Source organism: Streptosporangium pseudovulgare (assembly GCF_014648055.1).
In the GTDB taxonomy this organism is placed as follows: Bacteria; Actinomycetota; Actinomycetes; order Streptosporangiales; family Streptosporangiaceae; genus Streptosporangium; species Streptosporangium pseudovulgare.
In genome coordinates, this window is the sequence record NZ_BMQJ01000036.1 from 22,848 (window position 1) to 36,255 (window position 13,408).

The 13,408-nt window shown below is 70.1% G+C and carries 12 protein-coding genes; 9 read left to right on the top strand and 3 right to left on the bottom strand.

Annotated elements, in window-relative coordinates; translation table 11 throughout:
• Positions 1-93 precede the first annotated feature (93 nt).
• Complete coding sequence (locus IEZ10_RS37170) at positions 94-1,728, bottom strand: peptide ABC transporter substrate-binding protein (RefSeq protein ID WP_189251193.1); 1,635 nt, start codon at positions 1,726-1,728, stop codon at positions 94-96.
• A 507-nt stretch (positions 1,729-2,235) separates the two neighbouring features.
• On the opposite strand from IEZ10_RS37170, the gene IEZ10_RS37175 reads away from it, so the two are divergent.
• The 4 genes from IEZ10_RS37175 to IEZ10_RS37190 all read left to right on the top strand — a co-directional run bounded on the left by IEZ10_RS37175 (position 2,236) and on the right by IEZ10_RS37190 (position 4,988).
• Positions 2,236-3,171, top strand: a complete 936-nt coding sequence (locus IEZ10_RS37175; protein ID WP_179826187.1) for an ABC transporter permease — start codon at positions 2,236-2,238, stop codon at positions 3,169-3,171.
• Positions 3,164-4,015, top strand: coding sequence for an ABC transporter ATP-binding protein (locus tag IEZ10_RS37180; RefSeq protein ID WP_189251194.1), 852 nt, complete (start codon positions 3,164-3,166; stop codon positions 4,013-4,015). The genes IEZ10_RS37175 and IEZ10_RS37180 overlap by 8 nt, the downstream gene beginning before the upstream one ends.
• 50 nt (positions 4,016-4,065) lie before the next feature.
• On the top strand, positions 4,066-4,587 hold the full coding sequence (locus IEZ10_RS37185) for a YbhB/YbcL family Raf kinase inhibitor-like protein (RefSeq protein WP_189251195.1): 522 nt from the start codon (positions 4,066-4,068) through the stop codon (positions 4,585-4,587).
• A 197-nt stretch (positions 4,588-4,784) separates the two neighbouring features.
• A complete protein-coding gene (locus IEZ10_RS37190; protein ID WP_229812045.1) occupies positions 4,785-4,988 on the top strand; it encodes a hypothetical protein in 204 nt (67 codons plus the stop codon).
• A gap of 328 nt (positions 4,989-5,316) precedes the next feature.
• On the opposite strand, the gene IEZ10_RS37195 is transcribed toward IEZ10_RS37190, so the two are convergent.
• Positions 5,317-5,670 carry a hypothetical protein gene (locus IEZ10_RS37195; protein ID WP_189251196.1) on the bottom strand — a complete coding sequence of 118 codons (354 nt, stop codon included), beginning with the start codon at positions 5,668-5,670 and terminating at the stop codon, positions 5,317-5,319.
• Between the two features lie 484 nt (positions 5,671-6,154).
• Between IEZ10_RS37195 and IEZ10_RS37200 the strand changes: the two genes are divergently transcribed.
• The 4 genes from IEZ10_RS37200 to IEZ10_RS37215 all read left to right on the top strand — a co-directional run bounded on the left by IEZ10_RS37200 (position 6,155) and on the right by IEZ10_RS37215 (position 11,465).
• The gene (locus tag IEZ10_RS37200) at positions 6,155-6,769 is read left to right on the top strand and encodes a DUF1707 SHOCT-like domain-containing protein (protein WP_189251197.1); all 615 of its coding nucleotides are present in this window, start codon (positions 6,155-6,157) and stop codon (positions 6,767-6,769) included.
• Between the two features lie 171 nt (positions 6,770-6,940).
• Positions 6,941-8,050: a phosphate acyltransferase PlsX gene (gene plsX, locus IEZ10_RS37205; protein ID WP_268246425.1), complete on the top strand. Its 1,110-nt coding sequence runs from the start codon at positions 6,941-6,943 to the stop codon at positions 8,048-8,050.
• Between the two features lie 192 nt (positions 8,051-8,242).
• Entirely contained in the window at positions 8,243-9,991 is a 1,749-nt protein-coding gene (argS, locus tag IEZ10_RS37210) for an arginine--tRNA ligase (RefSeq protein WP_189251198.1), read from the top strand.
• A gap of 145 nt (positions 9,992-10,136) precedes the next feature.
• Complete coding sequence (locus IEZ10_RS37215; protein WP_229812046.1) at positions 10,137-11,465, top strand: hypothetical protein; 1,329 nt, start codon at positions 10,137-10,139, stop codon at positions 11,463-11,465.
• A gap of 170 nt (positions 11,466-11,635) precedes the next feature.
• On the opposite strand, the gene IEZ10_RS37220 is transcribed toward IEZ10_RS37215, so the two are convergent.
• Positions 11,636-12,028 carry a cell division protein SepF gene (locus tag IEZ10_RS37220; protein ID WP_189251199.1) on the bottom strand — a complete coding sequence of 131 codons (393 nt, stop codon included), beginning with the start codon at positions 12,026-12,028 and terminating at the stop codon, positions 11,636-11,638.
• 191 nt (positions 12,029-12,219) lie between these two features.
• On the opposite strand from IEZ10_RS37220, the gene IEZ10_RS37225 reads away from it, so the two are divergent.
• A complete protein-coding gene (locus IEZ10_RS37225; RefSeq protein WP_189251200.1) occupies positions 12,220-13,008 on the top strand; it encodes a PhzF family phenazine biosynthesis protein in 789 nt (262 codons plus the stop codon).
• Positions 13,009-13,408: the final 400 nt, after the last annotated feature.

Sequence of the window (13,408 nt, forward strand, 5' to 3'; positions counted from 1 at the left end):
CCTTCCGGCACCCGGGGGTGGTGGTGCCGGGAAGGGCCGCGGCCGTGAGGCGGTTCGTGCGGCCGGGCTCGGCGCCCGGCCGCGGGGCGTGGGTCAGGCGACCTTCTCGACCTTGGTCCAGTCGACCTGGTTGAGGAGGTTGATCTTGACGCCCTTGACGTGCTGGGAGAAGGCCGCGTTGGTCCGGTAGAAGTACACCGGGATGTACGGCAGGTCCTTGATCAGGATGTCGTCGGCCTGCTGGTAGTACTTCAGGCCCTCTTCCTGGGTCGGGGCGGCGTCGCCCTTGGCCAGCAACTCGTCGAACTGCTTGTTGGACCAGCCGGCGTAGTTGGAGCCGGTCTTGATCGCGACGGTGGAGAAGACCGGGGTCAGGTAGTTCTCCGCGGACGGGTAGTCGATCGCCCAGCCCATGCGGAACATGCCGGTGTAGCTCTTCTTGTCCAGGTCGTCGAGGATCGAGGCGAACTTCTCGAACGGCTTGACCGTGACCTGCACACCGAGGTTGGCGCGGAGGTTGTTGGCGACGGCCTCGATCCACTCCTTGTGCGGGCCGTCGGTGTTGTAGCCCAGCTCCAGCGTCTTCGGGCCGCCCGCGGCCGCGTACTGCTCCTTGGCCTTGGCCGGGTCGTAGTTGCAGACGGCGCAGGCGCCCTGGCGGTAGCCGTCCAGCAGCGGGTTGATGAAGTCGTCGGCCGGGGCGCGGGTGCCGGAGAAGACGGTCTCGGCGATCGTCTTGCGGTCGATGGCCATGGAGATGGCCTCGCGCACCTTCACGTTCGAGTAGATCTTGTTGTACTGCAGCGGGAAGCCGATGTAGCCGACGCCGGCGTCGGCCGTGTCGATGTAGCGCTCGCCCAGCTCGGTCTTGGCCCGGGAGATGGCCGACGGGGGCAGCGAGTCGTGGACGTCCAGGTTGCCGGCGACCAGGTCGTTGAACGCGGTCTCCGGGCTCGTGTAGAGCTTGAACTGGAGCTTGTCGAACTTCGGCTTCGTCCCCGGGAACTTGTCGTAGCGGGTGAGGTCGATCGTCTGGTCGGTGCCCTTGTTGTAGGGCTTGTCGAGCTTGAAGTAGCCCTGGCCGATCGGCTGCTTGGCGTACGCGTCGGTGATCTTGCCGTCGGGGCCGAAGGCCGCCTTGGGCAGCGGGTAGAACGCGGTGTAGCCGAGCATCGTCTTGAACTGCGAGTACGGCTTGCTGAGGGTCACCTTGAAGGTGGTGTCGTCGACGGCCTTGAGGCCCTTCATCCCCTTGGCGGAGACGGTCTTGCCCTCGCCCGGGTTCAGGTCGGCCCAGCCCTCGACGCGGCTGAAGAAGCCGTTGGCGCCCTGCGCGTTGTCCTGGTTGGCCGCGTAGTTCCAGGCGTCCACGTAGTTCTGGGCGATCAGCGGCTCACCGTTGTGCCAGGTGTAGCCGGGCTTGATCTTGATCGTCCAGACCTTGTTGTCGGTGGTCTTGATCGACTCGGCGACGTCGTTGATGACCTGCTTGTTCTCGTCGTACTTCACGAGCGGGGCGAAGACCGCGGCCAGGACCTCCGCGCCCTCGGACTCGGTGGTGTCGCCGGGGTAGAAGAGCTTCTGCGGCTCACCCAACTCCATGCGCACGGGCTGGTCGCCGCCGGCGGCCGACCCCCCGCCGGTGGAGGACTCGCTGCCGCACGCGGTGAGCCCGAGCGCGAGCAGCGCGGTGCCAGCGATGATCCGTGCGCCGTTAGTAACGCGCATTGTAGGTTTTTCCTCCCTTTACAGGCGGACGCCGCCGATGAACTGCCGAAGACCGGGGCGCAACGGAAGAGGATCTTGTGGTCCTCGGGTCCCCGTCACCCTGGGCAACGTGCTGACGCCACACCAGTCAGACGCGACTATCCCGTACCGCTCCACACCGAGTCGCCTCTGTGATGTTGCAGTTCGGTCACGCTAGTGCCGGTTCAACGCCATAAGTCTGCCAGCACCGCCCCCACAAGCTCCCATCGAGGTATTAACCAGACATAGAGGCACATGTGGGACGTGAACGACCAGGCTAAAATACCGGCGCACCGGCAGTGCTCGCACCCATTGCCCCTCTGATGACCTTGAGCTGGGCTAACGTTGGGCGGGGCACGGGGGACCTGAGGCCCACCGGCAAACCACGCGAATTGCCGTGGAACCTCTTTCTCGGAGATCCCGTCCAATGTGTGCGGCGGACCCCCGCCGCAGGCACTTCAACCACTCGCATCCAATAGAGTCCTTGCCATGAGCCAGCCGGAATCCGCGATCGCGGACGCCCAGGCGGGCGGCCCGAAGAACGGCACCCCCACCAAGGGGCAGGAGCCGCTGGCCAAGCTCGCCGAGCGTTACGGACTTCGGCGTGCCATCGCACGCCCCAGTCTGCCCGTCTACCTGCGCCAGTTGTGGGAACGACGGCACTTCATCACGACGTACGCCACCGCGCGCAACGTCTCGAAGTACAGCAACTCAGCCCTGGGCCAGCTGTGGCAGGTCCTCACGCCGCTGCTCAACGCGGCGATCTACTACGTGATGTTCGGCCTCATCCTCGGGGCCAAGGGCGGCATCGAGAACTACCCGGCGTTCCTCATCACCGGGATGTTCGTCTTCACCTACACCCAGCGCTCGGTGAGCAGCGGCGCCAAGTCGATCTCCGGCAACCTGTCGCTGATCCGCGCCCTGCACTTCCCCCGCGCCGCCCTCCCCCTCGCCTACACCATCCAGGAGTTCCAGCAGCTGCTGATCTCCATGGGCGTGCTGGTCGTGCTGGTGGTCATCACCGGCGAGCTGCCCACGTGGCTCTGGCTCCTCGTCCCGGTCGCCCTGGCGCTGCAGACCATGTTCAACATCGGCGCGAGCCTGGTCCTGGCCCGCGTCGGCGCCTCGGCCCGCGACCTGAACCAGCTGCTGCCCTTCATCATGCGCACCTGGCTGTACGCCTCCGGGGTGTTCTTCTCCATCCAGGACCGGGTCGTGAACGCCGCGCACCTGCCGCAGTGGATCGCCGACGTCATGTACTTCAACCCGGCCGCCGCCTACATGGAGCTCATGCGCGACCTGCTCATGAAAACGCACGAGCTGCGCCCCTATATCTGGCAGGTCTGCGTATTCTGGGCAGTGTTCGCCCTGATCGGTGGCTTCTGGTACTTCTGGCGAGCCGAGGAGAAGTACGGCCGTGGCTGAGTTGACCGAGGAGCTGTCGCACGTGAAGGCCGAGGAGCCCGGCGTCCCCAGCACGGACGTCAGGGTGCACCCTGACCCCGAGCCCGCCGGCAAGGACAAGGAGCGCGTCCCCACGGTCATCGTGGACGACCTGCACATCATCTACCGCGTGTACGGCGCGGCCACCGACAACGAGAAGGGCAACGCCGCCAACGCCCTGATGCGCCTCGTCAAGCGCCAGGGACGGCCCCAGATGAAGGAGGTGCACGCCGTACGCGGCGTGTCCTTCGTGGCCTACCACGGCGACGCCATCGGCATCGTCGGCCGTAACGGCTCCGGCAAGTCCACGATGCTGCGCGCCATCGCCGGCCTGCTGCCGCCGCACTCCGGCGCCGTCTACACCGACGGCCAGCCGTCCCTGCTCGGCGTCAACGCCGCGCTGATGCGCGAGCTCACCGGCGAGCGCAACATCGTGCTCGGCTGTTACGCCATGGGCATGAACCCCGCGCAGGTCAAGGAGAAGTACGACGACATCGTCGACTTCTCCGGCATCGGGGAGTTCGTCCAGTTCCCCATGTCCACCTACTCCTCGGGCATGGGCGCCCGCCTGCGCTTCGCCATCGCCTCGGCCAAGTCCCACGACGTGCTGCTCATCGACGAGGCCCTGGCCACCGGCGACCGGGAGTTCAAGCGCAAGAGCCAGGAGCGCATCAAGCAGATGCGCCAGGAGGCCGGCACGGTCTTCCTCGTCGCCCACAACCTCGACGTGATCGAGGAGACCTGCAACCGGGTCATCTGGCTGCACAAGGGGAAGATCAAGATGGACGGCGACCCGAAGACGGTCCTCGCCGCCTACAACGCCTGACCCGGGCAAGATGGGAAGGTCCGAAAGACCGTCCCACCGGAGGTGAACCTGTGTCCTCGCGGCCACCGATCCCCTACGACTTCCTGCCGAAGGTCCCCGCGCTGACCGTCGAGAGCGACGACGTCCGCGACGGCGAGACCATGTCCCGGACCCACGTGTTCGACGACTGGGGCTTCACCGGGGAGAACCTCTCCCCGCACCTGCGCTGGTCCGGCGCCCCCGAGGGCACGCTGAGCTACGCCGTCACCTGCTACGACCCCGACGCCCCCACCGGCAGCGGGTTCTGGCACTGGCTGCTGTTCGACATCCCCGCCGACGTGACGGAGCTGCCGAGGGGCGCCGGGAGCGCCGACGGCGGGTTCGGCACCCACGGCCGCAACGACTACAGCACCAACGCCTACGGCGGCGCCGCCCCGCCGCCCGGCTGGCCGCACCGCTACGTCTTCGCGGTGCACGCCCTCGACGTGGACAAGCTCGACCTGGGCCCCGACACCCCGCCGGCCGTGATCGGTTTCAACATCACCGCCCACACCCTGGCCCGCGGCTACATCGCGCCGGTCTACGAGAGCTGACCGCCGCCGCGCCGTCCCGCCCGGGACCGCCCGGACCGGCGCCCGCCGGACGTCCGCCCCGCCCGGACGCGTCCCGGCACACCGGGTCCTCCCGGCGCCGCCGCGTCCGGCGCGCCGGGCGGGACCGCCGGCGCGTCTCCGGCGCGTCCGCCCCGATCCGCTGACACGGCGATCAGCGTTCCGCTATGATTCGAACGTTGGTTCGATCATTGGAAGTCGTCATGGAGTGGGGGAGCGCGTTGCGAGAGCTGTCGACCGCGATCGACCACCTGGCCGTCGAGGACCCATCCGAGATTCCCCGCCTCCAGCTCGCCGAGCAGCTCATCGAGCTGCACTGGCAGATGGCGCGACTCCAGGCCCAGATCGCCCGCCGCACCGCCGTACGGGCGCCGGGGGCCTGAGCGCGAGCGGGCCCGCGCGGGCCCGGAGCGTTCGGGAGCCCCGCGTGGGATCCCCGACCCCGGGAAGCGCGGCGCCCGGAGCACCTTACGTCCACCCGGAAGGCGCGCGAGACCGGACTTCGGCGGCCGGTCGCGCCGCGCGGCACGACGGAGAGGGGGCGGCCGACACCTGTCGGCCGCCCCCTCTCCTCGTCACGGTCGGCCGGCCCCCGGTGGGCGCCGTGGCCGGTGCCCGTCCCGGATTCCGTCCCGCGGAATGATCCGCGGGACGGAATCGAGCCGTCCGGCGGCGCCCACGATCGTCCACACGGGCGCCGCCCGGTCGCCGTCAGCGGCCCATGACCACCAGCGGCATGCCGCCCATCGGCATCCCGCCCATCTGCATGCCGCCCATCGGCATGCCACCGATGGGCATCCCGCCCATCGGCATCCCGCCCATCGGCATGCCGCCGCCCAGCGGCATCATCATGGGCGGCACGCCCGTCTCGCCGCCGCCGTTGAGGCCGAGCGACCCGATCGGCTGGCCGAGCAGGTTGAGGTTGTCGAGCTGCAGGCCGAGGATGCCCAGCAGGTTGTCGTTCCCGCCGATGCCGCTGTCCGTCGCCGCCTGGGCGGGGGCGCACACCGTCGCCGCGATGCCGAACGCCGCGACGGCCACGGCCGTCTTGATGATCTTCTTCATGGTTGCCTTCCCAGCTTCTCTTCGGCCCGCTTCGCTCCCGGAGTCTTTTCGGGCAGCGGGCTCTGGACCCTGTGTCGCCGGCGGGCGCGATGTGAAGGGTGCGCGGAGAACGCGCCGGCCGGGAACCGCTCGGCATTTGTATCCCAGGCCCGACGGCGCGAGATCGGCCTTTGGCCAGCTGATTACCCTCCTGGTCCTGGCCGTCCCGTCCCCGGGTGCCCGCTTGACCGACCGCGGTGGATACGGAGTCCTCCACGTCTCGGCCTTTGGCTTTCCCGCCGACGGCCCACCTTCCCCGCCGCCCCTGTCTCGGCCCTTGGACTTCCCGCCGACGACGCACCTTCCCCACCGCCCTTCCGGCCCCGGGCCGCACGACCCTCCACGTGGCCGGCCCTCCCCGGCGCTCCGGCCGGCCCGGCGGCACTCCTCCGGAAATCACCGGATTCACCTATCGCGATATATCTTGTCCGCGTACAATCGGCGCATGACCTCCCTCGACCCCGCCGCCCGCGTGTCCGGCCTCGCCCCGCAGGGGGCCGACCCCGCGCTGCGCGCCTCCGACGCCGACCGCGACCGCGTGGCGAACGTGCTGAGCGAAGCCCTCGCCTCCGGCAGGCTCACCAGCCTCGAACACGCCGACCGCCTGGAGGCGACCTACAACGCCGTGACCGTGGGCGAGCTCGCCCCGATCACCCGCGACCTGCCCGACACCACCCCGGCCGGCGCCGGCGCCGCCCCCGTCCGGCAGGAGGTCGGCGCGGTCTTCAGCAAGGTGATCCGCGGAGGGCGCTGGATCGCCGGGCGCCACACGGCGCTGAACGCGACCTTCGGCGCCCTGATCGTCGACCTGTCCGACGCCGTGCTCCCCGGCCGGGAGATCACCCTTGAGGTCGACTGCCGCTTCAGCAAGATGATCGTCAGGGTCCCCGAGAACTCACACGTCATCGACGAGGTCGGCGCGCTGTTCGCCAAGCGCAGCATCTCCGGCGGCGTCGGTGCCGCGGACGGGCCCGTCATCAGGGTCGTCGGCAACGTCGCCTTCGGGAAGATCATCATCTCGCGGGAGACCACCGACTGGAACCTTCCCCCCAGGCGCTGAGACCCCCACCGGCCGATACCCTCCCGAACCCGGAAACCTTCCCCGGGTCCCGGGGCGCTTTCGGACCCCGGGAACGAGGACCGCACCGGCGGGCCCGGCACCCCGGAGGACCGAGTCCGCGGTCGTCCCGCCTACGATGCGGGCATCCCCTTTCCCGCACGAGGTGACCGCTTGCCTGACACCGACGCCCCAGGCGTCCCGCCCATCGCCCTGGACGCCATGGGCGGCGACCACGCTCCCGACGAGATCGTCGCGGGGGCCGTGCGGGCCGTACGGGAACACGGGGTGCCCGTCCTCCTGGTAGGCGCGCCCCGGCCCCTCCACGAGGCGCTCTCCCGGCATGACGCGCTCACCGAGATCCCCATCGTGCGGGCCGAGGAGGCCCTCGCCATGGACGAGGGCGCCCTGGCGAGCCTGCGCCGCCCGCGCTCCAGCATCGCCGTCGCCTGCCATCTCGTACGGCGGGGCGACGCCTGCGCCGTGGTCTCCGCCGGATCCACCGCCGGGGTGGTCGCCACCGGCAAGCTACGGCTCCGCAGCCAGCCCGGGGTGCTCCGGCCCGCCATCGCGGTCGCCCTGCCGACCCGGCCCGTCCCCACCATCCTGCTGGACGCCGGAGCGAACGCCGAGGTCAAGCCCGAGATGCTGGTGCAGTTCGCCCACCTCGGCTCCGCCTACGCACAGGCCTGCCTGGACATCCCCGACCCCAGGATCGGCCTGCTCACCATCGGCAGTGAGCCGGAGAAGGGCAACAAGCTCGTCCGGCGGGCCCACGAACTGCTGGCCGCCGCGCCGGGACTGAACTTCACCGGCAACATCGAGGGACACGACCTGCTCACCGGGGTGGCCGACGTCATCGTCACCGACGGCTTCACCGGCAACGTGGCGCTCAAGACCATGGAGGGCAGCGTCCGCTACGCCTTCTCGGAGCTGGGCGCCACGCTCCGGGAGAGCCACGCGGCCCGGCTGGGCGGCCTGCTGCAGCGCAGGCGCCTCCGGGGCCTCCACCGTCGGCTCGACCCGGAGGTCCACGGCGGGGCCGTACTGCTCGGCCTGAACGGCACCGTGGTCATCGCGCACGGGGCGTCCCGGGCCGGCGGCGTCAGCGCCGCGTGCGTCCTGGCGGCCGAGCTGGCCCGGCGGGGCGTGGTGGCGCGGGTGGGAGAGCGCCTGGCCTCCTCCCGGTCGCACCGCCTCTGGGGACGGCCGTCCCCGCCCGCACCCCCGCCCCCATCACCGGCGGCGTCCCCGTCGAACCCCGGCGACGGCCACCCGGGGTGAGACCGCCGGACGAGTGAGACCGCCGGAGCCGTCGCACCGGACAGACCCTCGCGCGGATGGGACCGCCGCGTCGGAGAGGTCACCGGACAAGGCGACGCGAGCCCGCACGGCCTCGCCGGCGGCCGTTTTCAAGATCATGTCATCGGTCGATATATCGCCGGTTCACCGCAGGCCAACCGATACCCTTGACACATGACCGACCCGCAGCTCGTGCTCACCGAGCGCGTCCAGCAGGCGCTGGCCGCCGCATTCGGTGCGGAGTACGCCACCGCAGATCCGCTGATCCGTCCCTCGCAGTTCGCTGACTACCAGGCGAACGTCGCGATGAGCCTGAGCAAGCGACTGCGACGGGCCCCGCGCGAGGTCGCCCAGGAGATCGCCGACCGCCTCTCCGGCGCGAGCGGGGAAGGCCGGCCCTTCCCCGGCACCGTCGAGGTCAGCGGCCCCGGCTTCCTGAACATCACCCTCTCCGACGACTGGATCACCGGCCAGGTCGCCGAGCTGCTCACCGACCCGCGGGCCGGCGTCCCCGAGACCCCGTCACCGCAGACCGTCGTGATCGACTACTCCGCGCCCAACGCGGCCAAGGAGATGCACGTCGGCCACCTGCGCACCACCATCGTCGGCGACGCGCTCGTCCGCGTCCACGAGCACCTCGGCAACCGGGTCGTCCGGCAGAACCACCTGGGCGACTGGGGCACCCCGTTCGGCATGCTCATCGAGCACCTCCTCGACATCGGCGAGGAGGCCGCCGTGGCGCAGCTGGAGGCCGGCGAGGGCAACGCCTACTACCAGGCCGCCCGCGCGAAGTTCGACAGCGACCCCGAGTTCAACCGGCGCGCCCGCGCCCGCGTGGTCACCCTCCAGGCCGAGGAGCCGGAGACCATGCGCCTGTGGCACATCTTCATGGACGCCACGGTCCGCTACTTCAACAAGGTCTACACCCAGCTCGGCGTGACGCTGACCGACGCCGACATCGCCGGCGAGAGCATGTACAACCCCATGCTCGCCCAGGTCTGCGACGAGCTGCAGGAGCACGGCATCGCCGTGATCAGCGACGGCGCGCTCTGCGTCTTCCCGCCCGGCTTCACCGGCCGCGAGGGCCAGCCGCTCCCGTTCATGATCCGCAAGAGCGACGGCGGGTACGGCTACGCCACCACCGACATGGCGACGATCCGCTACCGCGTCCAGGACCTCAAGGCCGACCGCCTCCTCTACGTGATCGGCGCCACCCAGGCCCTGCACATGTCGATGCTGTACGCCTCCGCCCGGATGGCCGGCTGGCTGCCCGACCACGTCAGCGCCGAGCACGTCCAGATCGGCAGCGTGCTGGGCAGCGACGGCAAGATGTTCAAGACCCGCAGCGGCGAGTCCATCAAGCTGCTCGACCTGCTCGCCGAGGCCGAGACCAGGGCCGCCGCGGTGATCGCCGAACGCGACTACGACGAGGCGACCCGCGCGGAGATCGCGCACGCCGTCGGCATGGGCGCGGTCAAGTACGCCGACCTGTCGGTCGGCCACGACAGCGAGTACGTCTTCGACTTCGACCGCATGCTCGCCCTGACCGGCAACACCGGCCCCTACCTGCAGTACGCCACCGCCCGGATCCGCTCCATCTTCCGCAAGGGAGGGATCGACCCGGCGGAGGCGACCGGCCCGATCGTCCTCGGCCACCCGGCCGAGCGCGCCCTCGCCCTCCGGCTCCTCGGGTTCGCCCCGGCCGTGCTGGAGATGGCCGAAGGTTCGGTCCCGCACAAGCTCGCCGCCTACCTCTTCGAGACCGCGAGCACCCTCACCACCTTCTACGAGCACTGCCCCGTGCTCAAGGAGGGCGTCGAGCCGGCCACCCGCGCCTCGCGCCTGGCCCTGCTCGCGCTGACCCTGCGCGTCCTGGGGACCGGCCTGGACCTGCTCGGCATCCCGGTGCCCGAGCGCATGTGAGATCATCGACCGGATGATCGCCTTGATTCGGTAAATCGAGGCGATCATCCGGCAAAGTTGGATTCGGCGCGCCTCCCGACGGGGATGACCGGATCGCACTACGCTGGCGCGGTCAGTCGGTCACGATTTCGGAGAGTTCTCTGCCTTGAGCACGGACCTGACCGCGAGCCCCCGCATCGGAACGGAGTCGCACCGCTACGCCGAGGCGCTCCTGGCAAGCCTGACCGCCGGCACCGGCGCGGGCCTCCCGATGCCGCCGGAGGCCGCGGACGCGCCCGAGCACTGGCTGGGGCCCGCCGTCCAGGCTCTTGAGATGATCCTGCGGGGCGAGGACGCCCTCGAACCCCTCGGCCGCGCCGCCCAGCTCGACGGCCGGCGGACCGCGCTCTTCCTCTGCCTCGCCCTGGCCGTCGCCGGGCAGGGCGAGCAGATCCACGCCTCCTGGCTCGGCATCGCCTTCGGCGAACTGTCGCTGAACCAGCCGGTGACCCACGGCCAGCGCGCGCTCTGGCTCGCCGCCGCCCGGGGCGCGTACGGCCCCGCCGGCAAGATCTTCGTGCTCCGCAGGCTCGACGCGGTGGCGATCCCCGCGCACACCGAGCCCGAACGCTGGCTGAGCGCGCTGACCCCGCACGAGCCCGCGATGGTGGTGCCGCCCTCGCTGGTCGACTTCCCCGAGCTCGCCGAGCTTCCCGAGCTGGCCGAGCCGGTTCAGGCCGCCGCACAGCTCGCCCGCCTCCGCGGCCGCTGCACCGAGATCACCTCCACCCGGCAGAACGGTTCCGGCCGCAGCCCCGCCACCCCCGACGGAAGGCCCGCGGAAGCCGAGGAGAAGCTCCTCGTCGCGCTACGCCACCTGATCGGCTCCGCCGAGCCCGAGACGCCACCCCGCCCGCTCACCGACCACCTCCTCGCCGACCTGCGGCCGGGCTCCGACCTGCACCTCGCGGGCATCGCCCTGCACGTGGCCGCGCCCATCGTGCGATCCGCCGCGGAAACCCTCGTCACGGCCACCCAGGCCGAGCCGCCGGAGTCGGTCACCATGCCGATCCTGGGACACAGCGTGGTGCTCCGTCCCGAGGGTCCGGACCCCGAGTCGCTGGCCGCGGCCGAGGAGCGGATCTCCGTCGAGGGTGTGCCGGACCGCGGCCGTCCCTGGATGGGTTACGCGCTCCTCGTCTTCGGCGTGGCCGTACTGGCGACGGCGTTCGCCACCTCGGCGACGCTCCCCCTCGCGGGCCTCGCGCTGGCCCTGTTCGCGGCGGGCGGCTACGGGCTCTGGCATCGGCGCAGGCGCGAGCGGGCCGACGCCGAGTACGTCACCGCGCAGCTCTCCGAGCTGAGGGAACTGGCGGAGGGCGCCGTGTGGGCGCTGCACGAGTACGCCCGGGAGAACGAGAAGCGCGTCCAGGACGCGGCGGCGGACCTCGCCGAGCTGACCCGTCTGCTCCGCAGGGGCCCCCGCGCCCGCTAGGTTCCGTCCCGCGGGTCGCCTCGCGAGCCGTCTCGCCCTCCGCGGGCGACCAGACGGAGATCCACAGAACCGGAGCCCGGGTCACGCCGTGTCCGGACACGGACGTCTCCGGACACGGACGTGCCCGGAGACGGCGTGGCATCTCCGGGCACGTTCCAAGATCGAATGGATCAGCCGGTGGTGATCTCCACGTCGGCGGGCGCCAGCAGGAAGACCTTCTCGGCGATGCGCTCGATACGGCCCTCGCAGCCGTAGGCCAGACCCGCCGCGAAGTCGACCATCCGGGTGGCCTCGGCGGTGCTCATGCAGTTGACGTCCATGATGACCGTCTGACCGTCACGGAAGTGCCGCCCGATGAGCGGCGCGTCGTTGTACTTGCGCGGCGTCAGCATCACGATCTGCGAGGGCTCGCTGGTCGAGCGCCAGCGCCTGGCCGCGCGCTCCGACGCGGACTGCCAGTCCTCACCCTCGCCTTCGACGTCGTCCACGTACTCGTAGGACTCGTCGTAGTCCTCCACACCGCTCAGGCCAAGGTATGTCGCCACCTTGCGCACTGCCCCCATCGGCTCGTCCTTTCCTACAGGACCACGCCGCAGCCGGCTTGTCCCTCCACCTTGGACGGTAACCGACGAATTGAAGTTCGCCGCGCGACACGCCCAGGGCTTATTCCCACTTTGTACGGCTAGCGCACTGGTCCACCCGACCCTCATACCCACTTCTGGGCGGATATTGCATCACGACTAGCATTATGGACATGCGCATCTACACGGTCGATTCATTTACCGACCAGTTTTTCAAGGGTAACCCGGCGGGGGTCTGCCTACTCGACAATCCGGCACCGGACGCCTGGATGCAGGCCCTCGCCGCGGAGATGCGGCACTCCGAGACCGCCTTCCTCCTCGGAGGAGAGGCCGGCGAGCCGTACTCGCTCCGCTGGTTCACCCCGGCGACCGAGGTGGCCCTGTGCGGACACGCGACCTTGGCGACGGCGCACGTCCTGTATTCCACCGGAACGGCCCCGGAAACCCTGAAGTTCGCCACGAAGAGCGGAATCCTCGCCGTGACCAGGGACGAAACAGGTCTGATCACCATGGACTTTCCCGCCAAGCCCCTGGAGGAAACCGATCCGCCGGAGGGGCTGACGGAGGCGCTGGGGGTCACTCCCCGGTGGGCCGGCAGGAACGTCTGGGACTACCTCGTGGAGGTGGAGTCCGAGGACGCCGTACGCGCCGTCTCCCCCGACTTCCCCGCCCTGGCGGCCGTGGACGCCCGAGGGGTCATCGTGACCGCCCCCTCGGCTCGTCCCGGCGTCGACTACGTCTCGCGGTTCTTCGCCCCCAGGGTCGGCGTCCCGGAGGACCCGGTCACCGGTTCGGCTCACTGCGCCCTGGCACCGTACTGGACGGCCAAGCTCGGCCCGGCCACCCTCCTCGGGGAGCAGCTCTCCGAGAGGGGCGGGACGATACGCACGACCGTGCGGGGGGACCGCGTCGAGCTGTCGGGCCGGGCGGTGACCGTCCTCTCGGGCGAGCTCCACGCCTGAGACCCCGAGCGTGTCATCCCAGACCCCGCCATGAGGCTCCGAGAGCTTCCCGGAGACTTCAGCTACGCCGGTTGAGGCCATGGGCGCTTCCCGAAGGTTCCGAGGCGCCGGCGGAGACTTCAGATCGTGTCGATTCGGCGGCCCATCGGGAACCACGATCTCCAGCCGGTTCGCGTCGAACGCGCTCGAACAAAAGCCCGTCTGACGCTTGGATACGAGAATTCCCGTAGATGGAAAAGAACCGCACATACTAAAGAAGCGCCTCATCCGGGCAGTGGAAAAGCATGCATGAACCGCGGGAAGACCCGGGAAACGCGGAAAGGGCCGCTCCCCCGGCGAAACCAGGGGGCGGCCCTCTCCAAAAGATTGTCCGGCGGCGACCTACTCTCCCACACCGTCC